Genomic DNA, 25,673 nt, shown 5'->3' with positions numbered 1-25,673 from the left:
AGTTATCAGTTATCAGTAAATAAGAGTTATAATTAGAAATCGATCGAGTCTTCATGATTAAGAATTGTTTGCAGAATTTCTAGGGGAACAGTAGCAAAGTATTGCTGGAGAAAGTTTTCTAAGGCCACCGCTTCCAGAAATTGCTCAATCTTATTAATTTTTGCCTCATGATTGACTAATTCAAAGGATAAATTTTCTTGATTTTCCTTGACTTTAAAGCCATTTTCTGCTAGGGAAACTAATCCTAATTCTAGGGTATAATAACTGAGGTTTAAGCGGTTTTGTAATTGTTGACGGGAAATACTGGTTTTAGTTCTAGCTAAATATTTCCCAATCCCCACAAGGTTTATCCATGAGGTGTGAGCGGATTTTTTTAAAGGACTAGCATAGGCAAGAACTAACTTTTTATCGCGTAAAATTGCCTGTTGATATTCCCTAGAAAGTTTTGTCCAATCCCGGGGACATTCCCGGAGAAAAAGGGGATTTAATTGGTTAACTTCTTGATTAATTTCTCGATTACGATTGTCGATTAAAAAATCTTTTTTATTGCCATAGCTTAGGAATTCTTGTTGATAGGGTTGCAGAGCAATTAATCGCACTTCATAGCGATTTTTGGAGGTATTAAAATCTAATTCAACTACGGCATCATAATGGGTATCGGCAGCAATTTCGTCTCTCTGATGACCCCACCACATACCGGGGAATCCCTGCTCGATTGAACTATCCCAGAGATCAAAAGTTGTCCGGGGATAAGCGATTTTTTTGCCTTTGAAATCCTCAAGATTTTTATGCCAAAGATTGTGAAAATAACAATTTTGAATTAATAGCTTCGGTGTCGGATTACCCATCCCACAGGGTTCCAGTAATTTTAATTCTCGAAATAGACTTTTTCCCAATTGGGAAACCGTCACCACTGCATCCACTTCTATCTGAGAAGAAAGGGAAGTTAAATCAATTCCTGTGCGTCGCAACTGTTGATTAATTCCCTCAATAAATAGGGGTAAATTTTCTATGGTTAAACTTAAACCAGCGGCCAAAGGATGACCACCAAAACGATGTAAAAGATGGGATTGAGAGGATACTAATTGATAGAGATCGATCTCACGAATTGACCGAGCGGAACCCTTAGCAAAAGGTGGTTCACTGGTACTTAATAAAATTGTTGGTCGCTGGTATTCTTGGGCAATTTGTCCCGCAACTAATCCTAAAATTCCCGCCAGCCATTGGGGATCATCTAAAATAATTACATTAGTGGTGGAAAGATCAATTCTCTCTAGTTTTTTCTGAACTTGTTTAATAATATCCCGTTGGATTTCTTGGCGACGAATGTTGGCTAATTCCGCTTGTTCAGCTAATTCGTGACAACGTTTTTCATCTTCACTGGTGAGTAATTCCACACAAAATTTAGCATCGCCATAAATGCGACTGACGGCATTAATTCGCGGTCCAATACCGAAGGATATATCCATCGGTCTATCTCCGGTTTTGTTACATAACTCGAGTAATTTTTTAACTCCTAAACGCTGAGTATTTTGCAGTTTTTGCATACCTTTTTGAGCTAAATAACGACATTCTCCCGTCAATTTGACTAAATCGGCAATTAAACCAATCGCAACTAAATCAAGTAAATTTTCTAGGGGTTTTCTGGGAATATCTGCTAGGGTTAAATACATCGCTTCCACTAATTTATAAGCAACAGCAACCCCAGAAAGATGATAGAAAGGATGGGTTTCCACAAAGTAGCGGGGATTAATCAGGGCAATCACCTCGGGGCGCTCGTCGGGTAGGGTATGATGATCGGTGATGATAATATCGATGCCTAAACCGTTTGCATAGTCAATTTCAGCGATATTCGTGCTTCCCGTGTCACAGGTGACGATTAAACGGGTTCCTTGATGCGCTAGTTTCTCGATACCTGGACAATTGAGGCCGTGGGATTCTTTTTGGCGATCGGGTATGTAATAATCTAACTGTTGATAGGGTGGAAAAAACTGCCCCAATCCTTCCCAGAGGACACTGGTAGCGGTGACACCATCGGCATCGAAATCACCCCAAATAGTCACTTTTTCGCCTTTATTTAGGGCTTTTTCCAGTCTTTTGACGGCGAAGTTCATTTCTTGCCCAAAATCAAAGGGAGTTTTTGACTGATAAGCTTTCTCATCCAGAAACGTCCGCAGAGTCGCCCCATCCCGGACACCGCGATGCCATAATATTTGTGCCACGACGCTGCCATCCGACTCTGGGGTGTAGTCTTGGACTATTTTTAAAAACTCTTGGGGAAGAGTTACCGATGGGGGAATTTGCCAGTTAGACACGGGATATCAAGGAAAAAGTAAAAAGGGAAAAAGGTGGCAGTTTTTGTGATTTTCCCTATCTCCATTTAGGGCTTGCTGAACAAATGTGAAATGTAGGCAAGGTAAGGGTTTTGTGGCTTTTCTCGCGAAACAGGTGCAAGATTTTGAGAGAATCGTGCTTCAAAACCTTGCGTCTTCATCAGCCCGCGTCCTGTAGGGGCGAAGCATTCGGACAATAACCTATCGGTGAAACCGTAGATTTTCTATCCGAATGCTTCGCCCGTACTTTTTCAGCAAACCCCATTTAGCCACCACTAACGGGGGGAATTAGAACTATCTCATCGCCATTTTCGAGGACTTTCTCTCCCGAAACAAACTGAAGATTAACTCCAAAACGAGTAACATTGCGCCATCTTTCTAATTGAGGATAGGGGGCTGTAATATAGTTTAACACTTCTGTAAGGGAAGTGTGGGCAGGAAATTCGAGGTTTAATTGTGAAGTTTGATAGACTTCTTGATAAATAGCAAATAGTTTTACTGTTACCGTAATTTTTTCCATATTTACATCAATATTTTTCCTAGGATAATAACATCAATTGGGAACCCTGTTCGGTTTTGCGGACTTCGATGCGATGTTGAAAAGCTTCTTTAAATTGGGGCATATGAGTTACAGTCAAAATACAGGCAAAATCGGCGGATATAGCGTTAATTGCCGCGATTAAGCGATCGCATCCTTCCGCATCCTGAGTTCCGAATCCTTCGTCAACAATGAGCATTTGTAGAGCTGTTCCGGCTCTTTGTGCCAATAATCTCGCTAAAGCTAATCGAATCGAGAAATTAATCCGAAAAGCTTCCCCTCCTGAATAGGTTTCGTAGGGACGGGATCCCCGGGTATCACCAATAATAATGTCTAAAGTATCGATTAACTTTTCTCGCTGTTTCTTCGTACCTTTACCGCTTTTTTGGGTTAAAAACTGCACATGAAATTGATTACCAGTTAAGCGAGCTAAGATATGATTAGTTTGTGCTTCTAACTCTGGTAAAACATTCTCAATCATTAGAGTTTGTAAACCATTTTTGCCGAAAGCTAGGGCTAACTCTTTATGAACTCTATATTGTTTTTTAACTTTAGCTAAATCGCTCTCTTTTTCTGTCAGTTGTTTACCTAAAGTTTCCAGTTGATGTAACTTCTCCTCAACCCGACCTTTTTGGGAGAGCAATCCATCAATTATCTGTCTCCGCTGTTGAATATTAGTCGATAATGCGGCTATTTCTTGGCGATAGTCGGTCAAAGTACCAATCTTTTGAATAATATTTGCTAACTCCTGATTCAGCTTCTGGCGATCCTCATTTCGCAGCTGTAATCTTTGCTCAATGTCAGCGATTTTAGCGGCTATTTCTGGATAAATTTTTTCCGCTTGTTGCCAGTCTTGATACTGTAATCTTACCCCCTGTAATTGTCGAATCAGATTTTGAATATTCTGATGTTCACTGCGATCATAATTTAAGTTTTGAATAAGCTTTTCTAAGCGTTCAATTTCCTGTTTAAGTGGGGAATTTTGACCTAGTTCTTGCTTCTCTTGTTCTAGTTTAGCTAATTGGTTAATTAAATTAGGTTTCTCAGCCTTGATATTAGATAAACGACGGTTTGCTTGCTTAAGTTCTGATTCTTGAATTTCTGCCCAACGCCATCTTTTTTCTTCTCCTCTGACTAAAGCATGACTTTGTTCATCATAATTTAATAAGGCGATTTCTTGATTGACAATTTGCAATTCTTGCTGTAATTCTAGGGCATAATTGCCACTGCGTAAAAGTGCTTCTAACTCCACAAGTATCTCCTCGGTTTTCTCTAGTTCTATTTCCTTTTCTTCAATAGTTTCTAACTTGACTTCCAACTGCACATATTTTTGTTGTAGATTCGATCTTGCTGGCAATTCTTGTTTAATTTGGGCTAATTCCTCGCGTAAACGTTTTAAATCTCGATCGCAGTCTGCCATCTGTTCCTGTAGGGACCAAATTTGCTCTTGAATTTGTTCTTGATGTTGATGGGTTTTTCTGATTACCTGATGACGGTGATGACTGTCTAAATTCTGTTCACACAGAGGACAAACCGAATCAGGAATATTTAATTTTTCCAATTTATCAGTTAACTCTAAAAGTTGTTCTTCATATCTTTTCTGTTGATCCAATAAACTTTTTTTATCCACTTGTTTAACAGTTTCCTTTTCTTCCACTCGTTCACAATAGGTTTGTTTTTTATCTAGTTCCTTAATTCGCTTGGCTAAATTGAGAGCTTCCTCTCTTAGAAGCGGAATACGAGCGATTTCTGTCTCTAATTGTTGCCGATTTCTTTGCAGTTGTTCCCGACGAGCATTAATCCTGGCTTTTTCCCGTTCCAACTGCATATTTAGATCAGCTTTTCGGCTATTTAAAGGAGCATATTTTAAAGCTAATCTATCCAATTCCTGAAGACGTTGACGATGGTAATTTAACTTCTCTAATCCTGCTTGAATATCCCCCGCTTGCTCGATAATTTTTTGAGTTTCTTGTTCCTGTCTTCCCAATTCTTCTAAACGAGCGCTCGTTTGTTGGATGGGAAGGGTAAATTCGTTAATTTTTTGCTGTAATTTCTGTTCTAATTGTTGTTTATCATACTGGGCCTGTTGCCAAGCTTGCAATTGACTTGACAAACTTGCCTCTTTCTGGTCTAAATTGATTAGGCGCTCGTGTGCAGTAATAATGTCATTTTTGCGATGAAGAATAGTCCTTATTTGATTTAATTGATTGTCTAGACTAACTTTTTCCCGGTCTAATCTCTCGATTTCTGCTAATAAAGCTCGCTCCTGTTCTCGTTGCCACTGCAGCTGTTTTTCCCAATTCTGACGCTGATTTTCTTCCCCCTGTAGTTGCTGTAAACGGCGATTATTTACCTCTTGTTCTTGATTAATTTGGTTAATTTGGGTGCTTAACTCTTGCAGGTGTTCCTGATAAGAATTTTTCTCCTGAAGACGGAGTTTGATAGTTTCTACTTGCTGCTCGATCTGGAGGGATTGTCCATCAAATTGTTTCGATATCTCCTTGGCTTTATTAGCTAAAATTTCATAGCGATCGAGTTGTAATAATTCTGCTAAAATCTGTTTACGACCACTAGGAGGCTGTTTCATAAACTCGTCCGCTTGTCCCTGTCGTAAATAAGCAGAATTAATGAAAGTTTTATGGTCTATTTTTAGATAAGTATTAATCTGTGCTTGGGTATCTTTAATACTTTTACCCGATAAAGGACGAAAACTTTGATCATTAATCACCTGAAAATCTAAACTAGAAGCTTTTCCCCCCCGGTGACGACTACGGATAATTTTATAGATTTCTCCCCCATAACTAAACTCGAAATCTACCCGCGCATAATCGCTGCCCGCATGAATCACATCATCAGCAATCGAGACGCGACTTTCCCCCCAAATTACCCAAGTAATTGCTTCGAGTAAAGAGGATTTTCCCGCACCATTGGCACCACAAATACAGGCAGTATGTAATCCGCGAAAATCTAGCACTGCCTCGCGATAACTGAGAAAATTTTTTAGGGTTAATTGTAGGGGAATCATAAGCTGGGAAGTGGGGAAGTGGGGAAGTGGGGAAGTGGGGAAGTGGGGAGATGGGGAGAAAGGAGAGGGGAGAATGCAGTACAGATTAGAAATTAATCAGAGGACAAAAAACCGAGGACAAGATAGCTTCAGCGCAATACATCTGGGTGAATCTATTCGGTATCAATAACTCTCTCCTACAATAACCTCTAATCAAAGCTTAACTGAAATCCAGCCGGGGACAAATGCGCTTTTTTTGTTCCTCAGAATTCTCCTCACCATTATCACAACCTAGGCACTGTTCACAGATAAACGCTCAGGGTCCCTCGATTTGCTACTCTAAAGGAAAGATAACCGATTCTTAAGACCAAATCTATGAGCATTCCCGAAATTAGCGTCCATGAACTCGCTCTCCGTTTAGCCGATCATGATCCTAATTTACAACTTATTGATGTGCGCGAACCGGAGGAAGTTGCGATCGCATTTGTAGCCAGTTTTACCATTTTACCCTTGAGTCAATACCAAGAATGGTCGCCCACTATTGCCACCCAATTCAACCCCCAAGCGGAAACCCTCGTTATCTGTCACCATGGCATGAGATCCCTGCAAATGTGCCAATGGCTACAAAGTCAGGGTTTTACTAATGTTAAAAATATTAACGGCGGCATCGATGCTTATTCCCTCCTCGTCGATCCTATACTTTGCACGGTTATAACTTGCATTTTTTACTCAAAGACAATAATATAGTTCAAGAGTCATAATTAGAAGCAAAGCACTCATTAAAAACATGATTAACCTAGAATTCACGGAAGAAGAAAAGAACTCACTGTATTATGAAAGATTTCATCATCCTCATCCCCGGGTTCAACTGAAGATGGAAGTTCTCTGGTTAAAAAGCCAAAAGATACCGCACAAAAAAATTTGTCAGTTAGCAGGAATCTCGCCAAATACCTTATTAACCTATCTTCGAGATTATCAAGAGGGCGGAATAGAAAAATTAAAAGAAATCAACTTCTATCGCCCTAAAAGTGAATTAGAGTCTCAAAGAGAAACACTCAAAAAATATTTCGAGAAAAATCCACCAGCCACAATAAATGAAGCTGTATATAGAATAGAAGAATTGACAGGGATAAAACGAAGTCCTACCCAAGTGAGGAAATTCTTAAAATCCTTGGGAATGAAATGTTTAAAAATAGGTTCTCTTCCTTCTAAAGCTGACCCAGATGAACAAGAAGACTACAAAGAAAAAAAGCTAGAACCCAGACTAAATGAGGCTAAAGAAGGAAAAAGGGCTGTTTTTTTTGTTGATGCCGCTCACTTCGTCATGGGAGCATTTCTCGGTTTTGTTTGGTGTTTTGAGAGACTTTTTGTTAAGTCACCGAGCGGGCGTAAACGCTTCAATGTTTTAGGAGCATTAAATGCAATAACTCATGAAGTTATTCTAGTTACTAATGACACTTATATTACGGCAACTCAAGTCTGTGAACTTCTTGAAAAAATAGCTGCTTTAGGACTAATGATTCCCATCACTCTAGTCTTAGATAATGCCCGCTATCAGAAATGTAAAATTGTTGAAGAATTGGCTCTTTCTTTGTCAATAGAGCTACTCTATCTGCCGTCTTATTCGCCTAATCTAAATTTAATTGAAAGGCTGTGGAAATTTGTCAAAAAGAAATGTTTACATGGTAAATATTATGAAAACTTTTCTGACTTTTCTTCAGCCATTTATGAATGTCTGAATGATGCCCATCTGAAACATAAAAAAGAACTGGATTCCTTGCTGACTCTACGATTTCAGAAGTTTAATAAATCTCAGATTATGAACGTCTAAAGTATAATATTCCCCGTTACTAATTTTTATAGCCCCCATCGGGAAAAGAGAGGGGTAAACTATCCCCTTTCTCCCCACGGAGGACTGACTAATGATTACTGATAACTGATAACTGAATAAGCGTTATACTGTCTAGAAAAATGTTATAAATCTTTTGTTAAGATTATTCCCCTATGTCCGCTAGAACCCATCTCAGCGATCGCTATCAACATATCTTAAAGGCGACAATCCAACATTATATCGCCACAGCCGAACCGGTTGGCTCGAAAACTCTGCTAGAGGAGTACAAATTTACTATTAGTTCCGCCACGATTCGCAATGCTCTCGGTAAACTGGAAAAAGAAGGTTTACTCTATCAACCCCACACTTCCTCCGGACGCATTCCCTCCGATTGGGGTTATCGTCTCTACGTCGATGAGTTAATGACTCCCGATGACCGTATCGGCGAAAAAATCGGCTATTATCTGCATAAAAACGCTAAATCTCCCGCTTGGAGTCTCGAAAGTCTGCTGCAACGGGCCACCCAATTTTTAGCCGGTTTAAGCGGTTATATCGCTATCGTTACCCTTCCCCACACCCTCACTAATACCCTGCGTCATCTGCAATTAATCCCTGTCTCGAACCGGCAGATCATGTTAATTATTGTTACAGATAGTTTACAAACACGCTCGGTTATGATAGAGATTCCCGAGTCTATGGCAACGGACAAGGAGGATGGATTAGCAGAAGAATTACAAATCCTCTCTAATTTTCTCGGGGAAAAATTAAAAGGTTATTGCTTGGCAGATTTAATTAACCTCGATTGGCAGCAAATCGAGCGAGAATTTGCCCGTTATACCCATTTTCTCCGACAATTAAGCCAAGAAATCAGCGCTAGTCTCCAATCCACTGCCATCCCAGAGATTATCGTCCATGGTGTCGCTGAAGTCATTCGACAGCCAGAATTCGCCCAATGGCAACAAGTACAAATGTTACTGCATCTATTGGAAGCAGAACAGGATCGCCTTTTACCCCTGATTTTACAAAGACCAGAACTAGAAAAATCAGCTAAAAAAGTCAAAATCACCATTGGTTCCGAAAATCCTCTGGAATCCATGCGCCCTTGTACTCTTATCTCCGCTTTTTATAAACAGGGAGATACTCCCGTCGGTAGTGTTGGCATTATCGGACCGACGCGAATGTTATACGAAAATACTATTCCCCTAGTGGAATCCACCGCTAACTATCTCAGCGAGGCTATAAGTAAGTAGATATCCCCCGTAAAGGTTCGGGAATGGGACAATCGACAGTAAACTCTAAAATTGTCTCACCATCCCCCAAATAGCCAGAATTGGCAAAACAGAGCAACATCCGCACCAGCGCCACCCACACCTGTGCATCGAACTCCCAATCCTGTCCCCGACGCGCTCCACAGGCGATCGATTTTAGCGCCCAAAAATAACTATTTCTCACCACCGAACCGCCTTTTTTATAAACTGGCACATCCTCATGGTGAATATAAAGAATATCATCTTTAGCGGTCGCTCTCATCGGTGGCTAGGAAAGTTATAGGAATTTTCAGTTTACCGTCTAGAGAATAACACCCTATAGGAAATTTTGGGCGCATCCCCTGCACTCCTACCATTTTTAATAACTTCTGTTTATCATCACAAATAGGAAATGCCGCTTTTCTAGTGGAGGCACAAAAAGCTATAATTCTACCTTAAACCCTCGTTTTTTATCCCTAGAGCGATCGAGTTTTCCTGATTATTATTCAGCTATGACCACCGATACTATCACCACTCCCTCACCCAAAAAACTCTGGTTAGCAGCCCTGAAACCACCAATGTATAGTGTGGCGATTATACCGATTATTTTGGGAACAGCGATCGCTTATCAGGAAACAGGTCAATTTTCCCTGCCGATTTTTGCCACTTTTATCCTCTCAGCTATTTTAATTCTCGCTTGGTTAAATCTCAGTAATGATGTTTTTGATGCCGATACTGGGATCGATGTTAATAAAGCTCATTCGATCGTTAATTTAACTGGCAATAAATCTTTAATTTTCTGGCTCAGTAATCTTTTTCTATTAGTGGGTATTGCTGGTATTTTTGCCATTAGTTATTGGCGAGGCGATTGGATTATCCTAGAATTAATCGCCCTCTGTTGTTTTTTGGGCTATACCTATCAAGGACCTCCCTTCCGTCTCGGTTATCAAGGATTAGGGGAAATTATCTGTTTCTTTACTTTTGGACCCTTGGCGATTGCTGCTGCCTACTATTCCCAAGCAGGTGCTTTTTCTGTCCCTAGTCTAGCGGCTTCAATTATTATCGGGATTACCACTTCTATCATCCTTTTTTGTTCCCATTTCCATCAAGTTGCCGATGATCTCAAAGCGGGTAAAAAATCACCCATTGCTCGTTTAGGTACTTTAAAAGGTTCTAAAGTTTTAACCGTAGTGACGGTTCTCGTTTACGTTTTAACGGTAGTTTTTGTCCTGCTGCAAGTTTATCCCCCTCTCACCCTCTTAATCTTCCTTAGTCTCCCTTTCGCTTGGCAATTAGTCCACCACGTTAACCAAAATCACGATCAACCTCAGCTAGTCAGTAACTGCAAGTTTATAGCGGTTAATCTTCACTTTTTTAGTGGCATTCTCTTCTCCCTTGGCTATTTCCTTGCTTCCCGTTGATCAACCCGATTTTTTTTCTTAAACCCCTTTATCAGTTATCAGTTATTAGTTTTGAGTTTTAAGTTCACTGATTACTGTTTACTGATCACTGATGACTGTCCCCGATCGAGTTTGCACCGATTAACGGAAAAGTGACAGAATAGGGAGATAGATCGCCACAAATCAAGGTTAGCATGAGTGAACAGCCCCTCGGATCGGTTATTCAAGGTTCCCTGAGTGAAGGTTTAGAAATCCGTCTTTATCCGGATATTTCCGTGGAGGATATGCGCGTCGGTAAGTTTTTGGTTGTGCAAGGCACTCGCTCGCGTTTTTTCTGTCTCCTCACCGATGTCTCCCTGGGTAACTCTAGTCCCCGGATTATCGCGAATCCTCCCCATCCCGATGATAGTTTTATGCGCGATGTTTTAGCGGGTAGCGGTACTTATGGTACTATTGAACTATCGCCTATGCTCATGTTTACTCCGACTGGAGGTAATTCCCCGGCAGTTTCCGACACTTCCTTAGGCTCTTTTCAACCCCAAACTAGCGCCGATTTAGAATTACTGCCAGTTAAAACTATTCCCGCGCATTTTAGCCAAGTTTATGAAGCTTGTGAGCAGGATTTTCGCATGGTTTTCGGTTGGGAAGATGATCCCACCAGAAAGAATTTTGCTATTGGTCAACCCCTTGACATGGACGTGCCAATATGTATTAATCTCGATCGCTTTGTGGAACGTAGTAACGGTGTTTTTGGCAAATCCGGGACGGGAAAATCCTTTTTAACCAGGCTCTTAATTTCGGGTATTATTCGCAAACAAGCAGGGGTTAACCTCATGTTTGATATGCACTCGGAATACGGTTGGGAAGCGATGAAAGAAGGGAAGGAGGTTTCTACGGTGAAAGGATTATGTCAATTATTTCCCGGACAGGTAGAAATTTATACCCTCGATCCCGATTCTACCAAACGCCGGGGAGTACGAGGGGCGCAGGAATTATTCTTAAGTTATAATCAGATTGAAATCGAGGATATTCGTTTAATCGGTCGGGAATTAGGCATCTCGGAAGCTAGTTTAGATAATGCCAATATTCTCTATAACGAGTATGGAGAATCTTGGATTACTCAGTTATTGAATATGAGTAACGAGGATATTAAAATCTTCTGTACGGAAAAACAAGGCCATGCGGGATCAATCATGTCCCTCCAGAGAAAATTAATGCGTCTAGATAGTTTGAAATATTTAAGAAGTGTTTGTCCTCACAATTATATCGATCAGGTTTTACAAGCTTTAGATGCAGGTAAGCACGTTGTCATTGAATTTGGCTCCCAAAGTAATATGCTTTCCTATATGTTAGCCACCAATATGATCACCCGTCGGATTCATGCTAATTATGTTAAAAAAGCTGAATATTTTTTACAAACTAAAAACCCCGTTGATCGGCCGCAACAGTTAGTGATTACCATTGAAGAAGCTCATCGATTTCTCGATTCTGCTGTGGTACATCAAACTATCTTTGGAACCATCGCCAGGGAGATGCGAAAATACTTTGTTACTCTCTTAATTGTCGATCAAAGACCTTCAGGAATTGATAACGAAGTTATGTCTCAGGTAGGGACGAGAATCACCTGTTTATTAAACGATGAAAAGGACATCGAAGCCATATTTACTGGGGTTTCTGGAGGGGGAAGTTTGCGATCAGTTTTAGCAAAATTAGACTCAAAACAACAAGCTTTAGTTTTAGGTCATGCGGTCCCTATGCCGGTAGTAATTCGTACTCGCGCCTACGATCAAAAATTCTATACTGAAATAGGTGCGACCGACTGGCGAGAATTACCCGACGAGGAAGTTTTAGCGGCGGCCAAAATTGCCAAAGCTGATCTAGGATTTTAGAAAAATTAATTTTTGATTGTAGAATAGAGTTGGGTTATTTTTACTGAGAAGAAACCCTAGATGAAAACTGGTTTCCCTAACTATGCAACAAGGTGATTTAATCGAGATCGAGATTACCGACCTCAACCATACGGGCGAAGGTGTGGGAAAATACCGAGGACAGGTGATTTTTGTACCAGATACGGTTATTGGCGATCGCATTCAAACTCGCATCACCTATATCAAAAAAAGTCATGCGATCGGCAAACTACAAACTATTCTACAAGCTTCTTCCCATCGTATCCGGCCCCGCTGCATCGTTGCCGATAAATGTGGTGGCTGTCAATGGCAACACATCGAGGATCAATTTCAGCTGCAGGTCAAAAAAGAGCAAGTACAAGAGGTATTAACCAGAATTGGCGGTTTTACCGATCCTTTAGTTTATCCTCCCCTCACTGGTAATTCTCCCCTCGCTTATCGCAATAAAGCTACCTATCCCCTCGGATTTTCCCCCACCGGCAATGTGCAAGCGGGTTATTATCGTCGCGGCAGCCATCATCTAATTAATCTCAATCAATGTCCAATTCAAGATCAGGCTTTAAATCCGTTTCTAGAAGAGATAAAACGGGATATTCAGGAGCAAGGCTGGTCAATTTACGATGAAAAGACCCATCAAGGACAATTACGCCATTTATCCCTAAGAATTGGCCGCCACACGGGAGAAATTTTATTAACCCTGATTAGTACCGATAATAATTTACAGGGAATTGAAACCCAAGCGCGGCAATGGCTGGCAAAATACGGCAATTTAGTCGGTGTAACCCTGAATTATAACCCCGATCGAGGTAATGCTATTTTTGGCACTCAGACCACAACTATCGCCGGAAGGGACTATATTAACGAAAAGTTCGCCGGATTAACCTATCAATTGGCTGCCGATACCTTTTTTCAGATTAATACAGAGGCTGCTGAAGCTTTATTGGCGCTTATTTGCCAGAAATTAGAGCTTAAAGGTGAAGAAATTCTTATTGATGCTTACTGTGGTATCGGTACTTTTACTTTACCCCTCGCTAAACGGGTTAAAGAGGTGATTGGACTAGAATCCTATAGCTTTTCCCTCGATCGAGCCAAGATTAACGCCCAATTAAATAATATTACCAACACAACCTTTATTTTAGGGGCCGTAGAAAAAACTTTACCGCAACTGACAGTTAAACCCGACATTATTCTACTCGATCCGCCCCGCAAAGGTTGCGATCGCTCTGTCCTTGATAGCCTGTTACAGCTGCAAAGTCAACGCATTGTTTATATCAGTTGTCAAAGTGCAACTTTAGCCAGAGACTTGCAATATCTCTGTCAAACAGGCGATTATCAACTGCTAGAAGTGCAAACCGCCGATTTCTTTCCCCAAACTCCCCACGTCGAATGCGCTGCTTTTCTTAGACAAAAAAACACAAATATGGTATGATGAAATAAGGGGGAAAACCTGACCCTTTAGCCGTTTATAGCTGAAAAGTCAACGGTTAAGGATAATAGCATATTAGGAACCGTTCCAGTTAACTACTTTTTTGATTAACTACTCGCTCAAAGCTGCCTTGATTCTCGATTGGTTTGTAGATCAATCATAAAAATATCTAATCCATCTCAGAGACAGAAAAGGGACAAAATATGACTCATTAGGTATGGCAATCATCTAGATCGACGGTTAAGAGACCTTAATCTTTCTGCAAGAGAACAGTCATTGAATAAAAGCTAGAGGTAAAGCGCGTGATTGCTATTTCACTGCCAACAAGCAAACGAAGCTGGAACACCATGAGTTTCGCTTCCACCTTGTATCTTTGTCCGATTTTAGATTTATTGACCGCTAGTATTCCCGAAGAATTAGAACCAGAAATTAGATTAGGATTGCAGGAAGCTTTAGTTAATGCCGCTAAACACGGTAATCATCTCGATCCCAGCAAAACCGTCGTTGTTCAATTTTCTAGCAGTAAAGACGAGTATTCTTGGGTAATTACCGACGAAGGTGGTGGATTTACGCCAGGTTGTCACCATCATGGCTGTAGTTGCGATTGCCCCAATTTTCCCCCTGAAGAAGCGGAAAATGGCCGAGGACTGTGTATGTTATATCAAATCTTCGACCAAGTTCACTGGAATCAAACAGGAACCCAACTAAAACTTTCTAAACAAATTAAACAGGAACGCTGGTTGAATTAATGACCATGACCGTGAGAAGGACAGGGAGGAGCAGAAATCGAGCGATCGAGCCAGCCTGTAGCCTGTTGTAGCCGAGGAAGTGCTTCTTCTGGCTGATTATCTAATAAAAACACCAAAGCCGTCCCCAATTGTTCAGCAGCCCGAGCATTACGATTGGCCTTCAGACGATGCCAGTCAATTGGTGCGATCGCCAAACGTTCCGCCAAAATCCGCGCCAATTCCAGGGTAGATAGATCATCAACAGTCTGAGAGGAGGAAGAGACAGGGGATGGAATCATAATCAAAAGGTTTCGTAAAACCGTAAAATCGTCTATAACTATAGTTTAGACGCAGGCAATCGGATCGAGTCCATGTCCTTAGAAGAAAACCCCTACCCTAACGATGAATCGGCAGAATTTACCGAAGCGATTGAAGAAGTCGAAGCGGCGATCGCATCACTAAAAGACCGTTATCGACAGATCAATGAAGCAGAACAGCAAAAAAAAGACCTAGAAGCACAATTTAGCCAAATAGAACCCCAATGGCGCGAAAATCCCCTACCTGAACTAGAAAAGGAATTAGTACAAATTCGCGAACAGATTCAAGAATTAGAGGTAATTTTAGAAAGCAATTTGCTTAAAGAAGGGGAATTAAAGCGCCTATTCTGGGAAGGAATCCGTCGCGGACTGCTGGGGGAAGTTTTTTGGCAAATTGTCCGCTTTGGTGGTATTGGAGTCTTACTGGGTTGGATTCTGCGATCCTGCAGTGGGTGATGAACTGGTATCTAAATTACTTGTTAAGACGGCACTGGGGAGGAGAGAAGGGGTTCTCTTGGATTTGGTGGGTAAAATGTATTCTAAGATACATTCCTCCTAGCGAGGGGGGGGAACGAACCACAAAGACACAAAGGACACAAAGATCGATCCCATGTAAGTTAAACTTATCACACAGAACCTAGAAGAGGAGAGAAGGTAGCTTTTTTTCAGGGAATGCTCACCTAATACCGCTCACTGAAAAATCGCCTATCTCCCCATCTCTCTATTTCGGTAAAATTCGGCCAATAGTGCGATTTTCCGGGGTAAAAGTCTCTTTAGCCACCCGTTGAATATCAGCTGCCGTGACAGCATTATAAGCATCTAATTGGGCGAATAAATTACGCCAATCGCCGGTTTTTACCTCGTATTCAATCAAGGATCGCGCCATACCCATGTTAGAATCAAGACCTCTTAATAGGGCTGCCCGTAGTTGATTTTTAACCCGTTCTAATTCCTGTTCCGAAACCGGTTCATTTTTCAATCTTTCCAACTCCAAATTTAAACCCTGCGCTACTTCCTCTAGGCTGACATTAGGAGCGCTCAGAGCATAGAATAACAGCAAATTCGGGTATTTATCCCCCGGAAAGCCGTTAAATCCCTGGGCAGCGAGGGCAAGTTGTTTGTCCTCCACTAAAGCTTTATACAGTCGCGAAGTTCTTCCTTCACTCATTAAAGTGGCAATAACCTCGTAAACCGCATGATCGGGATGATTGAGGGCGGGACGATGGTATCCTTCTAAATACCAAGGCTGCGAGGCTAATTTTAGGGTAATTTCCTTGGTTTTGGTTTGGTTCGGTTCCACTACTTTCACCTGTGGGGGTTTCGGTTTAGCGGGAAAACGACCAAAATAAACCTTAGCTAACTGTTTGACCTGTTCTGGGTCCACATCCCCGGCGATAGCTATGGTTAAATTACTGGCAGGATAAAATTTATCGAAAAAGTTTTGGATATCTGAGGGTTCCAGATTGCGAATATCTCGATCGTAGCCGATAACGGGACGTTTGTAGGGATGGACAGTATAAGCTTGATCGAGAAAAGCTTCGATTAATAGACCCAAGGGGCTATTATCCGTCCGCATCCGTCTTTCTTCCAGAATTACGTCTTTTTCTTTGTAAAATTCCCGTTGGAACACCGGTTCTAAAAATCGTTCCGATTCCAAAGACATCCATAATTCCAATTTATTCGACGGGAAACTGTAAAAATAGCTAGTTGCATCGCTGGAAGTGGTGGCATTTAAACCGACTCCTCCCTGAGTTTCGACAATTTGCCCGTATTCGTTGCGTTGGACGAATTTCTCGGACTCTGCCTTAGTTTTTTGAAATTCTTCCGTTAATTTAGCCACTTCTGCGCTTTTACCCGCTTTTTTGGCCGCTTGCAGTTCTTTGTCTATAGCTTCAAGGCGATCGAGGACTTTTTTCTCGCTAAGATAATCGGTAGTACCGATGGTTTTTGTGCCTTTAAAGGCTAAATGTTCCAAAAAGTGGGCAACTCCTGTTTTACCGTCCGGTTCATCGGCACCTCCCACATCCGCATAGGTGACAAAGGAAATAACTGGGGCATCGCGATTTTCTAGGATAATGAATTTTAGTCCGTTGTCCAGGCGAAATTCGGTAATTTTTTGTTGAAATTGCTTAAGGTAGGGGGTAATCGATTGTACATCGGCTGGTTGCTCTTTCGCTTGGGCAAGAAGGGGTGAGAAACTCCCAAAACTCCAAAACACAAGGAAAGCCACCCAAAAGCCGATTACAGCCCGATAATGGGGGTTATTTTTAATGATCATAGATAGTTTTATCAGGTATCGTGGGAGCGAGAGATCGATCGCTCTGTTCGATCTTAGCAGTCGATTGTTAGGAGAGGGGGAGTGGGAATTATGAATTATGAATTATAAATTATGAATTGGGAAGTGGGGAAGTGGGGAAGTGGGGAAGTGGCAATGGGGGCTTTTCAGTAAACAGTAATCAGTAAACAGTTAAGCTAAGACGCATTTAAACCGCTTATTCTTAGATTAGCTGAACCTCCCCCAATCCCTTTACTGTTGCCTTTTGCCTCTTGCCTTTTGCCTCGTCTCAACAAGCAATTTAAATTACGAACAGCTTAGGGACTTGCGTGGGAATAATATCCCAATCGATCGGAGGGCGCAAGCTTTGCGCCCCTACAGTAACGGATTTTGCCCACAATGTAGGGGCGAACTGCGTTCGCCCAAAAGGTACATTATCAAAGCGCAAGTCCCTTATCAGTTGTCATTTCATTGTTTACTGTATCTCAACAGTAGAAGAATTTCTATAACATCGTCAAGTTTATTACTGTTTGGGGGACTATCACTGCCCATCTAAAATGCCTCTGAGGGGGTTGCGGGCTTTTTCTTCTAATTCTTTACCTCGCACCCAAAGGACAGTACAAAATCCGAAGATAACTAGCCAAAATAGGGATATTGATCGCCATTCCCAAGATAGGCGATGATACAGAGCAAAAGAGGTAAACCCAAATACAATGGGCAACCAACAAAACCAGGGAAAAGCTAATATCGACAAGAATCGCACCCATCCTAAATCTGTTTTTTCTTTAGCCCGATACCAAATTCCCAAGCCCGAGCCGATAGCTCCAACAGCAGCCGCAACCACAGCCCCAGTCTCAGCCCCAGTCTCAGCCATAATCCCAGCCACAGCCATAACCCCAGCCACAGCCGTAACCCCCGCCCACAAAAACACAGATCGAAAAGCTAGAAATACAACCGTATCCAGATTCAGAGGCGCGGCCAGAAAAATAGCCACCACAGACATAAGCAGAAATGTAGCACACACAACCATAACCACAGCCACAGCCACAGCCACAGCCATAACCACAACCAGAGCCACATCCACAACCACACCCGTAGCCTCATACAAAGCTGTCACCCCTTCCCAAACTAGGTTTTTTCTGAATAGCCGATACCATTCCTGACAAAACGTCAAGGGTCCCAGTAAGCCCAATTGCATCAATAAAGTTGGCTCTGATTTATCTTCTTCGGCTATAATTTCTCGCCATAAAACTATTAAAAAATACAGGACAACAACAATTGTGATTGCCATCAAGCCATTAACCCAACTTTTTGGCTGATTCAGCATAATGGCAAATATTTCAATTACAGATCCAAGAGAAAGCAAGAAGACAACAGTTATAACAATTAGATATTCTCGGCCTTTTTTAAACTCGTATTCTATTTTTTTAAAAAGATTGCGCCAGTCGTTTCTTGTGGGTAGGCGGTAGTTGATTAAGCGAAACAGTAAGGCAAATTGTAATTCAGGTGTCAGACTATTAAATAAATATAACCAACGCTGCTTTGGAGTGATTTTACTTAACACTCGATCAACAAACTCTATTTTAGCAGCTAAATTTTTAATTGAAACTGATTCTAATTCATTTTTTAAATAACTTAATTGAGTCAGATTAATTTCATCTTGTAACTGAATCGCACATAAAGGAATGACTAACCGAGGATCGACTTCAAGAGTGATTGTGGGAATATCATCAGCAGAGCTTTCAATAATTGCAGCAGCAACTTTCTTGACAGTAGCAGAGAACTGAAAATTGCTTGAATTTTCAAAAGGTTGCCAAATCCAACTTAAGTCCGTTTCGATTACCTCTTGTGGCTGGCGCTTTTGTTTAACGGCTCGATTTTTTAGTCGGCGAATGAATCTGAATAGCATTAGTTTTCCTTCATGATAGAGTGCGATTGCGTTCAGCTTGACTATCTTCTAACTCCTTCAACAGTGCTGCAAGTCGAAAACTTACTTTTCCGCTTAAGTTCGGATCTTCCTGCAATCTTTCAAGTGCCTCAGCCGCTTCTGGTATGGCAATTTTAACTAAATCATCCATTGCTTCTATAGAGCCTTTTCGAGCTAAAGATTCTAGTTGATTAACTGCTAAACCTCCCATTCTGATTAAGGCTTCTCGCACTTCTATAAAATGGGGTTGATTGGGATCATAGTAAATAACTAATTTTTCTACTGCTTGAGGCAAATTAGTGGCGGATAAGGCTTGAGCCGCTGCTTTTTGGCTGTCTGAATTATCTAAACTAGCAACTAAAAAATCAAATAATGCTTTCCCTCTAGGACGAAAATCAGCCGCTACTGAGCCAAAAGCACTACAAATTGATTCATCGGTTCTCAATTGTGTTTTAAAATAATCTATAATCTCCTGAGCAACTTCTGGTTTTACTTCTTGAGCATCTGCTAGACATTCAAATGCTGTCAGTGCATCTTGTTGATATACCGCCGTAATTAAATCCGTACTATTGTTTGCCAATCCACACCATAACTTGACAATTTCTAGCCAGTCGCTAGAAGCATTTTGCCATTTTTGAATTAATTCATCTTGTTTGTCTGTTAAAGCTGCTGCTACGAAATATTCTTGTAGAGTGAGATGAGGAAAACGATAACGCTGTCCGCCATCAATGCGAAGCAATATTCCACTGCGTTTGACGATTTCATCAACGATAGAATTAGCCTCTTTAGGCTCTAGATTTAATGAAGGTAAGACTTGTTTAACTTGTTCCCATACTTCAGAATCAAGAAGACTGCGGCGATCTTGCTGTTGTCGATTAGCGCTATCCTGAGCATAGAGTGCTAAATGTTGCAGAACTCGCCGCTTGTTGACACCACTATATTGATTAGGGATATTTCTTTCTTGATCGCGCAATTCTAATAAAACATCAGTAGCTTTAGTGTAAAATTCGGCCCGCGAATGAGGTAAAACAAAGGGAGTATCCGTATAGAGATAGGCGATGATTGTTAACAGTAGGGGATTCCGCGCCAGTGCCATAATTTTCGGTTTAGCTCGCAAGTTTTGAATCAATTGTTCTACTGACTTATCCGGCGGCATTTCCGACTTCCAAGCTTGCAAAAAGCGGCGCATTTGTTGATCACTAAATTCGTCAATCTCTAAAGTTTCCTTGGTATTATCGACAAACTCATTATGATAAACAGCCGTCCGACAGGTAATAATTACTCGACATTTTTTATAATTTTCTAATTCTAAAAAGTCCTTAAGACACCGAACAACAGAAGAGCGAACGCCACTACTAACCTCATCTAACCCATCTAAAAGCAGCAGCAAACGTCCGTCTTTTAAACCTTGAGAGATGAAACGATTAGCTTTGGGAAAATTATGGCGATCGCAAACTTCTACTAAATGTTGTTCTAACTTTTCTACTGTCAAATTAGCCTCATTAAGGCGGTTCAATTCTAGTAAAATTGGCACGGGACGATCGGATAAATTTTTGAATCGTCCTTCTGAATAGGAAAGTGCTAGATACTTTAATAACATCGACTTTCCCGAACCAGGCGCACCTTTAACCACTAAGCGGCGGTATTTTTGCACCGCATTTTCTGCTTCAATCAAAGAGCGATCGCTCGCTTTAAAAGCTTTTAAAGAAACATAAATCTCCCGCATTTCTAGGGGACGATGAGGACGAAAAGGTATATTAAGTTTTTGATATTTATCAATTAATGCTTGTCGATACTTTTTAAGAGCAATATTTTCAAATAATGGTGTTCCAGCAAAGGTTTTATAAATCCATTTACTAATCGCATCTAAAGACTGATTGAGCCATTTTTTTAAGGTATCACTAATAACAGTCCCCAAAATACCACCCAAAACAAGAATAACAAGCACAGGTATCCAGGCAGGATATTTATTACTATCATATTGTTGTTCATAGATATCCCATAATTCATCCTGTGGAAAACAAGAAGCTTGAGAATTTGCCTCTTTATACAAATTTAAAATATCACCAATTGTCTTTTTCTTTTTATCAGTATTGAAAAAATTCCACTGGTCAGCTTTTGCATCTTGTTTTGCCCGATTTTGAATATCTCCCCTAAGTTGGTTACAGGGATTAGGTGCAGGAAGCTTTTGAGTAAAAACAGGCAAAATTGTCCCCCACGCGACTGAAATTGCCAGCGCTAGGACAAAAATCATCAATAACTGCTGCTTTTTCCAGTGAATAAACTTCATTGTCTGTACCGTTTCTTTGCCTTTTTCCCACATCCTGGCTACCAATATAACACTGATTTATACAGTATAGGCTACATATAAGGAGAGGCACTCATGCACGAGGGGGAATAAATAATCAGTTTTTAATAACCAGATTTAGTATGATAACTGAAAACTCACATCTGATAACTGATGACTGATAACTGACTCCTGACTTTTAGACAAAAAATCTCTCCCTAAAGAGGAGAGAAGTCAAAAAAAGCACGAATAACAATGGGTGGGAGGCGATTTTTATAGGTCGCCACCACGAAAAGCTAGTAGGAAAATGACAAAGGGGCCAGCTAACATGATTAGCGCCACGAAGGTGAGTTGAAAAATGGGTTCTAAATTGAGAGCCGCAAATAATTCCATGATGTCTCCTAACCTGTTTACAATGATTTAAAAGGCTAATCTGGTCAAAACCATTGTCTCTGGTCAAAACCATTGTCTATCATACAGGGGATGATTCGCTGGTTTTCCTGATTCGATACAAAAATACATAAAGTTTTGTTGCAATTCTGAATTTTCCCGCTTTCCTATTTCCTTCCCACCGAGGGACCATCTCAATGTTCAACTCTCTGGCCACATCTCCCGACTCGTTAACCCAAATTTATACTGGTTTTCAGGCACTCTCGGATCCCCTACGGCTGCAAATTTTGCAACTGTTGCGACATCAGGAATTATGCGTCTGTGAATTGCGCGATCATCTCGATATCGCCCAATCTAAATTATCTTTTCACCTAAAAACGCTAAAAGAAGCTAATTTAGTCCGCAGTCGTCAAGAGGGTCGTTGGATCTACTACAGCCTAAATCTATCTCAATTTCTTCTCCTAGAAGAATATCTATCCGAATATCGTCGTTTTGCCGCCCTTGTCCCCGCTCGTTTCTGCGAGGAAAATCAGTAACCAATCAAGATTTTTAGAAATATTAAAGCTTTATAACTAGCTTTTCCTCTTGACATATCAACTTTTTTTGAAATAATAAAGGTGGATTACCCAATCTCCCATTATTCCCTTTCCACCTTTGTGCGATGACTAATCAAATCAATCCTAAAGCCGCCAAAGCTGGCGGTAGCCTTAGTGTTTTTGAAAAATATCTTACCCTTTGGGTTATTTTCTGTATTTTGGCGGGAATTGCCCTCGGTCGGTTATTTCCAGACGTAGCGCGGACTTTAGATGCCATGAGTATCTATAACGTTTCTATTCCGATCGCCATCTGTCTTTTCTTCATGATGTATCCGATCATGGTTAAGATCGACTTTTCTCAGGCTCTCCGGGCTGCCCGTACTCCCAAACCAGTTATTTTAACTTTAGTGGTTAATTGGCTGATCAAACCCTTTACCATGGTGGCGCTGGCTCAATTTTTTCTCGGCTGGCTGTTTCTGCCTTGGTTGAGTCAAACGGAGATTATCCGAGGACAGACGGTAAGTTTAGCTAGTTCCTACACTGCTGGAGCTATTTTACTAGGAATTGCTCCCTGTACGGCCATGGTCTTGATGTGGGGCTATCTTTCCTACAGTAACCAGGGTCATACCCTAATTATGGTAGCAGTCAATTCCCTAGCGATGCTTTTTCTCTACGCTCCTCTAGGTAAATGGTTACTGGCAGCTAATAATTTTGTAGTCCCCTGGCAGACCATTGTTTTTTCTGTGTTAATCTACGTTGGTTTACCGCTTATTGCCGGTATCTATAGCCGTCACTGGATTTTTAAACATAAAGGACGGGCCTGGTTTGAATCGCGTTTTCTTCACTATCTCAGTCCTGTGGCAATCACTGCCTTATTGTTAACCTTAATCCTCCTCTTTGCTTTCAAAGGCGATTTAATCGTTAGTAATCCCCTGCATATTTTCCTGATTGCTATTCCCCTCTTTATTCAAACTAATCTGATTTTTTTACTTAGTTATGTGGCCGCTCTCAAACTCAATTTAGTTTACGAAGATGCGGCTCCCGCTGCTTTAATTGGTGCTAGTAATCATTTTGAGGTCGCGATCGCCACTGCGGTGATGTTATTCGGATTGAATTCGGGGGCCGCTTTAGCAACAGTAGTGGGGGTATTGATTGAAGTACCTGTGATGTTAATGTTGGTAGAATTCTGTAAAAAAACCGCCTTTTGGTTTCCCAGAGATCCAGAAAAAGCCACCCTTCTCGATCCTCGTTGCTTGAGTCCTTACAAATAATTATTCACCATGATCCAATCGACTCACAAACCAAGAATTCTTTTTCTGTATGGCTCTTTACGGCCACGTTCCTACAGTCGTTTATTAGCAGAAGAAGCTGCCAGAATTATCACTGAATATGGGGCAGAAGTGCGCTTTTTTGATCCCCGTGAATTGCCGATTTATGGCAGTGTTCCCGATACTCATGCCAAGGTGCAAGAATTACGAGAATTAAGTCAATGGTCTGAGGGTCAAGTCTGGTCATCTCCTGAACTTCACGGTAATATTAGTGGCATTATCAAAAACCAAATTGATTGGATTCCCTTGAGTATTGGTGCGGTTAGACCTACCCAAGGCCGCACTTTAGCAGTCATGCAAGTAAGCGGAGGTTCCCAATCTTTTAATGCGGTTAATACTCTGCGAATTCTTGGTCGTTGGATGCGAATGTTTACTATTCCTAATCAGTCTTCGGTGGCTAAAGCTTATCAGGAGTTTAACGAGGATGGCACGATGAAAGATTCCCCCTATCGAGATCGAGTTATTGATGTAATGGAGGAACTTTATAAGTTTACCATTCTCCTGCGAGATCAGGTAGATTATCTGACTGATCGCTATAGTGAAAGGAAAGAAAAAGCCGCCCAAGAAATAGCCACAATTGCCCATAAAGCTATTAATTAAATCAATTTCTAGGAGTTAAAATCATGAAAAAAGTTATGTTTGCCTGTAGAAAAAATTCCTGTCGTTCCCAAATCGCCGAAGGTTTCGCTAAAACTTTAGGCACGGGTAAAATTGCTGTCACCAGTTCCGGATTAGAAGCGGCCAAAGTCCACCCCAGAGCAATCGAAGTTATGGGGGAAATTGGTATCGATATTACCGACCAAACTTCTAAACCAATTAGGGATTTTAATCCTGAAGATTACGATGCCGTTATCTCCCTATGTGGTTGCGGTGTCAATCTGCCGGAAGGATGGGTTTTACAGGAAATTTTCGAGGATTGGTTAATTGATGATCCCGATGGTCAACCCATGGAAACTTTTCGCCGAGTTCGCGATGAAATTAAGGCTAAAGTTATCGGATTAATCGAGCAGTTAAGTAGGTAGTTGTTAAAAGTTGTCAGACACCCCCCTTATCAAGGGGGGATTAAGGTAGGGTTGATTCATTTAAATTAAGTACAGCTGATTTTGAGTCAATAAATTTAACTTAAGATTCTCAAGTTTATCTTTTTCTAATCAAAAGAGTTAGTTACAATAACTAATCTTTAATCCTCTGCCAATATTTATTATGAATAAATTGATAAAACTTGTTCTCAAGCCACTAAAAGCCTATCTCTCTTGAAGTTGTCTGAGAGTACATCCTGTTAATTTAGCTAATTTTTCTGCTTCTTACGTCGATAAAACTATCAGTTTTTCCCAACGTTCAGCTAACCACTTCTGTCCCTCCGTGATTGAGAGAAAACCCAAACCTCTGAAAAGATTCAATCCTATAGTTGTGAGAATTGACCAATTGCTTGCCGCTTGAAAATCACTGATCTCGCTTTTATCTTCCTCAAAAATTACATCTTTTACCCAATGTAACTGATTTTCTATTTTCCAATATCCTCGAATAATTTTAGCAAATACTTGAGCGGATTCGGTTAGGCTACACTTCGACAGGCTCAGTGACCGCTGATATAGTAAGCTGTTTCTTCATAAGTTTTATCCCCGCGACTACCCCTTCTTTCTACTTTAATAATTCTTCGCAGATTTTCAAACCCTTGTCTTTCGTTTTTCCTCACTTTAAAAACTTCTATTTTTCTTGATATTTTTCGTCCATGACTATTATTTTGACGGTGATAACATAATCATTTTTACTCTTGGCTATTAAGCTGATTGTTTTTTTCTGACAGTGTCAAGCATCCCCAGTAAAAACTTTATTTTGGAAAGAGCAATCCTCAATTATAGCTTAACCTTCGTCGATTTCAGACCCTTTTTTGTTTTCGACTCTTTTTAAGTGTAATACTAATCCACTTTCTTGACTAAACAATGAGACAAGCATGATAAAATTTTGTTGTTCATTGTTAGGATTCTTTAGGGTGTTTTTGAGACTTTTTCTATCTATGTCTAGCCAATTTATATCATATCTTTGTCCATATTCTTCTAATCCCCATTCATTAAACATTTTTAACAAACTCTGCCATTTAATTCCCATTATTAAGTACCTAAGCAAAATTAATTACACATTTTGATAAAGCTTGGTTCTTCCGAACTTACACTGTAGAAAATTCCCCAAGCTTCCTCT

The 25,673-nt window shown here is 40.8% G+C and carries 21 protein-coding genes and 1 pseudogene; 12 read left to right on the top strand and 10 right to left on the bottom strand.

Annotated elements, in window-relative coordinates; genetic code table 11:
* Positions 1–32 precede the first annotated feature (32 nt).
* From recJ to sbcC, 3 genes are all read right to left on the bottom strand, one after another.
* Complete coding sequence (gene recJ / locus ACQY1Y_RS19445) at positions 33–2,315, bottom strand: single-stranded-DNA-specific exonuclease RecJ (protein WP_430013387.1); 2,283 nt, start codon at positions 2,313–2,315, stop codon at positions 33–35.
* Positions 2,316–2,598: 283 nt separating this feature from the next.
* Positions 2,599–2,853: a MoaD/ThiS family protein gene (locus ACQY1Y_RS19440; protein WP_430013386.1), complete on the bottom strand. Its 255-nt coding sequence runs from the start codon at positions 2,851–2,853 to the stop codon at positions 2,599–2,601.
* Positions 2,854–2,872: 19 nt separating this feature from the next.
* Positions 2,873–5,896 (bottom strand): exonuclease subunit SbcC, encoded by a 3,024-nt coding sequence (gene sbcC / locus ACQY1Y_RS19435; protein WP_430013385.1) that lies wholly within the window; start codon positions 5,894–5,896, stop codon positions 2,873–2,875.
* Positions 5,897–6,250: 354 nt separating this feature from the next.
* Here sbcC and ACQY1Y_RS19430 point away from each other — a divergent pair, with 354 nt between their 5' ends.
* The 3 genes from ACQY1Y_RS19430 (at position 6,251) to hrcA (ending at position 8,956) form a co-directional block, all read left to right on the top strand.
* Positions 6,251–6,622: a rhodanese-like domain-containing protein gene (locus ACQY1Y_RS19430; protein WP_430013384.1), complete on the top strand. Its 372-nt coding sequence runs from the start codon at positions 6,251–6,253 to the stop codon at positions 6,620–6,622.
* A gap of 40 nt (positions 6,623–6,662) precedes the next feature.
* Positions 6,663–7,706 carry an IS630 family transposase gene (locus ACQY1Y_RS19425; RefSeq protein ID WP_069474877.1) on the top strand — a complete coding sequence of 348 codons (1,044 nt, stop codon included), beginning with the start codon at positions 6,663–6,665 and terminating at the stop codon, positions 7,704–7,706.
* A 173-nt stretch (positions 7,707–7,879) separates the two neighbouring features.
* Complete coding sequence (hrcA, locus tag ACQY1Y_RS19420; RefSeq protein WP_430013383.1) at positions 7,880–8,956, top strand: heat-inducible transcriptional repressor HrcA; 1,077 nt, start codon at positions 7,880–7,882, stop codon at positions 8,954–8,956.
* On the opposite strand, the gene ACQY1Y_RS19415 is transcribed toward hrcA, so the two are convergent.
* Positions 8,943–9,236: a hypothetical protein gene (locus tag ACQY1Y_RS19415; protein ID WP_430013382.1), complete on the bottom strand. Its 294-nt coding sequence runs from the start codon at positions 9,234–9,236 to the stop codon at positions 8,943–8,945. The genes hrcA and ACQY1Y_RS19415 overlap by 14 nt on opposite strands.
* Before the next feature lie 229 nt (positions 9,237–9,465).
* On the opposite strand from ACQY1Y_RS19415, the gene menA reads away from it, so the two are divergent.
* The 4 genes from menA to ACQY1Y_RS19395 all read left to right on the top strand — a co-directional run bounded on the left by menA (position 9,466) and on the right by ACQY1Y_RS19395 (position 14,435).
* On the top strand, positions 9,466–10,374 hold the full coding sequence (menA, locus tag ACQY1Y_RS19410) for a 2-carboxy-1,4-naphthoquinone phytyltransferase (protein ID WP_430013381.1): 909 nt from the start codon (positions 9,466–9,468) through the stop codon (positions 10,372–10,374).
* A 173-nt stretch (positions 10,375–10,547) separates the two neighbouring features.
* Positions 10,548–12,242: a helicase HerA domain-containing protein gene (locus ACQY1Y_RS19405; RefSeq protein WP_002750369.1), complete on the top strand. Its 1,695-nt coding sequence runs from the start codon at positions 10,548–10,550 to the stop codon at positions 12,240–12,242.
* Positions 12,243–12,324: 82 nt separating this feature from the next.
* Entirely contained in the window at positions 12,325–13,689 is a 1,365-nt protein-coding gene (gene rlmD / locus ACQY1Y_RS19400; RefSeq protein WP_430013380.1) for a 23S rRNA (uracil(1939)-C(5))-methyltransferase RlmD, read from the top strand.
* 344 nt (positions 13,690–14,033) lie between these two features.
* The gene (locus ACQY1Y_RS19395) at positions 14,034–14,435 is read left to right on the top strand and encodes an ATP-binding protein (RefSeq protein WP_002735716.1); all 402 of its coding nucleotides are present in this window, start codon (positions 14,034–14,036) and stop codon (positions 14,433–14,435) included.
* Here ACQY1Y_RS19395 and ACQY1Y_RS19390 read toward each other — a convergent pair.
* Complete coding sequence (locus tag ACQY1Y_RS19390) at positions 14,432–14,713, bottom strand: DUF6439 family protein (protein ID WP_002735085.1); 282 nt, start codon at positions 14,711–14,713, stop codon at positions 14,432–14,434. The genes ACQY1Y_RS19395 and ACQY1Y_RS19390 overlap by 4 nt on opposite strands.
* Before the next feature lie 72 nt (positions 14,714–14,785).
* On the opposite strand from ACQY1Y_RS19390, the gene ACQY1Y_RS19385 reads away from it, so the two are divergent.
* Complete coding sequence (locus ACQY1Y_RS19385) at positions 14,786–15,187, top strand: hypothetical protein (protein WP_002735395.1); 402 nt, start codon at positions 14,786–14,788, stop codon at positions 15,185–15,187.
* Positions 15,188–15,452: 265 nt separating this feature from the next.
* Here ACQY1Y_RS19385 and ACQY1Y_RS19380 read toward each other — a convergent pair whose 3' ends face one another.
* The 4 genes from ACQY1Y_RS19380 to psb30 all read right to left on the bottom strand — a co-directional run bounded on the left by ACQY1Y_RS19380 (position 15,453) and on the right by psb30 (position 21,613).
* Complete coding sequence (locus ACQY1Y_RS19380) at positions 15,453–17,009, bottom strand: M16 family metallopeptidase (RefSeq protein ID WP_430013379.1); 1,557 nt, start codon at positions 17,007–17,009, stop codon at positions 15,453–15,455.
* A gap of 538 nt (positions 17,010–17,547) precedes the next feature.
* Positions 17,548–18,915 carry a hypothetical protein gene (locus tag ACQY1Y_RS19375; protein WP_430013378.1) on the bottom strand — a complete coding sequence of 456 codons (1,368 nt, stop codon included), beginning with the start codon at positions 18,913–18,915 and terminating at the stop codon, positions 17,548–17,550.
* A gap of 10 nt (positions 18,916–18,925) precedes the next feature.
* Positions 18,926–21,256 carry an NACHT domain-containing protein gene (locus tag ACQY1Y_RS19370; RefSeq protein WP_430013377.1) on the bottom strand — a complete coding sequence of 777 codons (2,331 nt, stop codon included), beginning with the start codon at positions 21,254–21,256 and terminating at the stop codon, positions 18,926–18,928.
* A gap of 237 nt (positions 21,257–21,493) precedes the next feature.
* The gene (gene psb30 / locus ACQY1Y_RS19365; RefSeq protein WP_002736367.1) at positions 21,494–21,613 is read right to left on the bottom strand and encodes a photosystem II reaction center protein Ycf12/Psb30; all 120 of its coding nucleotides are present in this window, start codon (positions 21,611–21,613) and stop codon (positions 21,494–21,496) included.
* 194 nt (positions 21,614–21,807) lie between these two features.
* Here psb30 and ACQY1Y_RS19360 point away from each other — a divergent pair, with 194 nt between their 5' ends.
* From ACQY1Y_RS19360 to arsC, 4 genes are all read left to right on the top strand, one after another.
* On the top strand, positions 21,808–22,146 hold the full coding sequence (locus ACQY1Y_RS19360) for an ArsR/SmtB family transcription factor (protein ID WP_002802329.1): 339 nt from the start codon (positions 21,808–21,810) through the stop codon (positions 22,144–22,146).
* Between the two features lie 125 nt (positions 22,147–22,271).
* Positions 22,272–23,417 (top strand): ACR3 family arsenite efflux transporter, encoded by a 1,146-nt coding sequence (gene arsB, locus ACQY1Y_RS19355; protein WP_002750381.1) that lies wholly within the window; start codon positions 22,272–22,274, stop codon positions 23,415–23,417.
* Between the two features lie 9 nt (positions 23,418–23,426).
* The gene (gene arsH / locus ACQY1Y_RS19350; protein ID WP_002750383.1) at positions 23,427–24,074 is read left to right on the top strand and encodes an arsenical resistance protein ArsH; all 648 of its coding nucleotides are present in this window, start codon (positions 23,427–23,429) and stop codon (positions 24,072–24,074) included.
* A gap of 23 nt (positions 24,075–24,097) precedes the next feature.
* The gene (gene arsC / locus ACQY1Y_RS19345; protein ID WP_430013376.1) at positions 24,098–24,496 is read left to right on the top strand and encodes an arsenate reductase, glutathione/glutaredoxin type; all 399 of its coding nucleotides are present in this window, start codon (positions 24,098–24,100) and stop codon (positions 24,494–24,496) included.
* 282 nt (positions 24,497–24,778) lie between these two features.
* On the opposite strand, the pseudogene ACQY1Y_RS19340 reads toward arsC, so the two are convergent.
* A pseudogene (locus ACQY1Y_RS19340) lies at positions 24,779–25,583 on the bottom strand (ISAs1 family transposase); the annotation flags it as partial.
* Positions 25,584–25,673: the final 90 nt, after the last annotated feature.

The sequence above is a fragment of the Microcystis ichthyoblabe FBCC-A1114 genome (assembly GCF_050500245.1).
GTDB lineage: Bacteria > Cyanobacteriota > Cyanobacteriia > Cyanobacteriales > Microcystaceae > Microcystis > Microcystis ichthyoblabe_A.
Note: the sequence above shows the minus strand (reverse complement) of the source record. Positions and strands in the feature narration are given on the sequence as shown.

Coding starts and splice junctions, on each gene's coding strand:
- ACQY1Y_RS19440 (WP_430013386.1), bottom strand. CDS start 2,853: ATGGAAAAAATTACGGTAACAGTAAAACTATTTGCTATTTATCAAGAA.
- sbcC (WP_430013385.1), bottom strand. CDS start 5,896: ATGATTCCCCTACAATTAACCCTAAAAAATTTTCTCAGTTATCGCGAG.
- ACQY1Y_RS19430 (WP_430013384.1), top strand. CDS start 6,251: ATGAGCATTCCCGAAATTAGCGTCCATGAACTCGCTCTCCGTTTAGCC.
- ACQY1Y_RS19425 (WP_069474877.1), top strand. CDS start 6,663: ATGATTAACCTAGAATTCACGGAAGAAGAAAAGAACTCACTGTATTAT.
- hrcA (WP_430013383.1), top strand. CDS start 7,880: ATGTCCGCTAGAACCCATCTCAGCGATCGCTATCAACATATCTTAAAG.
- ACQY1Y_RS19415 (WP_430013382.1), bottom strand. CDS start 9,236: ATGAGAGCGACCGCTAAAGATGATATTCTTTATATTCACCATGAGGAT.
- menA (WP_430013381.1), top strand. CDS start 9,466: ATGACCACCGATACTATCACCACTCCCTCACCCAAAAAACTCTGGTTA.
- ACQY1Y_RS19405 (WP_002750369.1), top strand. CDS start 10,548: ATGAGTGAACAGCCCCTCGGATCGGTTATTCAAGGTTCCCTGAGTGAA.
- rlmD (WP_430013380.1), top strand. CDS start 12,325: ATGCAACAAGGTGATTTAATCGAGATCGAGATTACCGACCTCAACCAT.
- ACQY1Y_RS19395 (WP_002735716.1), top strand. CDS start 14,034: ATGAGTTTCGCTTCCACCTTGTATCTTTGTCCGATTTTAGATTTATTG.
- ACQY1Y_RS19390 (WP_002735085.1), bottom strand. CDS start 14,713: ATGATTCCATCCCCTGTCTCTTCCTCCTCTCAGACTGTTGATGATCTA.
- ACQY1Y_RS19385 (WP_002735395.1), top strand. CDS start 14,786: ATGTCCTTAGAAGAAAACCCCTACCCTAACGATGAATCGGCAGAATTT.
- ACQY1Y_RS19380 (WP_430013379.1), bottom strand. CDS start 17,009: ATGATCATTAAAAATAACCCCCATTATCGGGCTGTAATCGGCTTTTGG.
- ACQY1Y_RS19375 (WP_430013378.1), bottom strand. CDS start 18,915: ATGCTATTCAGATTCATTCGCCGACTAAAAAATCGAGCCGTTAAACAA.
- ACQY1Y_RS19370 (WP_430013377.1), bottom strand. CDS start 21,256: ATGTGGGAAAAAGGCAAAGAAACGGTACAGACAATGAAGTTTATTCAC.
- psb30 (WP_002736367.1), bottom strand. CDS start 21,613: ATGGAATTATTTGCGGCTCTCAATTTAGAACCCATTTTTCAACTCACC.
- ACQY1Y_RS19360 (WP_002802329.1), top strand. CDS start 21,808: ATGTTCAACTCTCTGGCCACATCTCCCGACTCGTTAACCCAAATTTAT.
- arsB (WP_002750381.1), top strand. CDS start 22,272: ATGACTAATCAAATCAATCCTAAAGCCGCCAAAGCTGGCGGTAGCCTT.
- arsH (WP_002750383.1), top strand. CDS start 23,427: ATGATCCAATCGACTCACAAACCAAGAATTCTTTTTCTGTATGGCTCT.
- arsC (WP_430013376.1), top strand. CDS start 24,098: ATGAAAAAAGTTATGTTTGCCTGTAGAAAAAATTCCTGTCGTTCCCAA.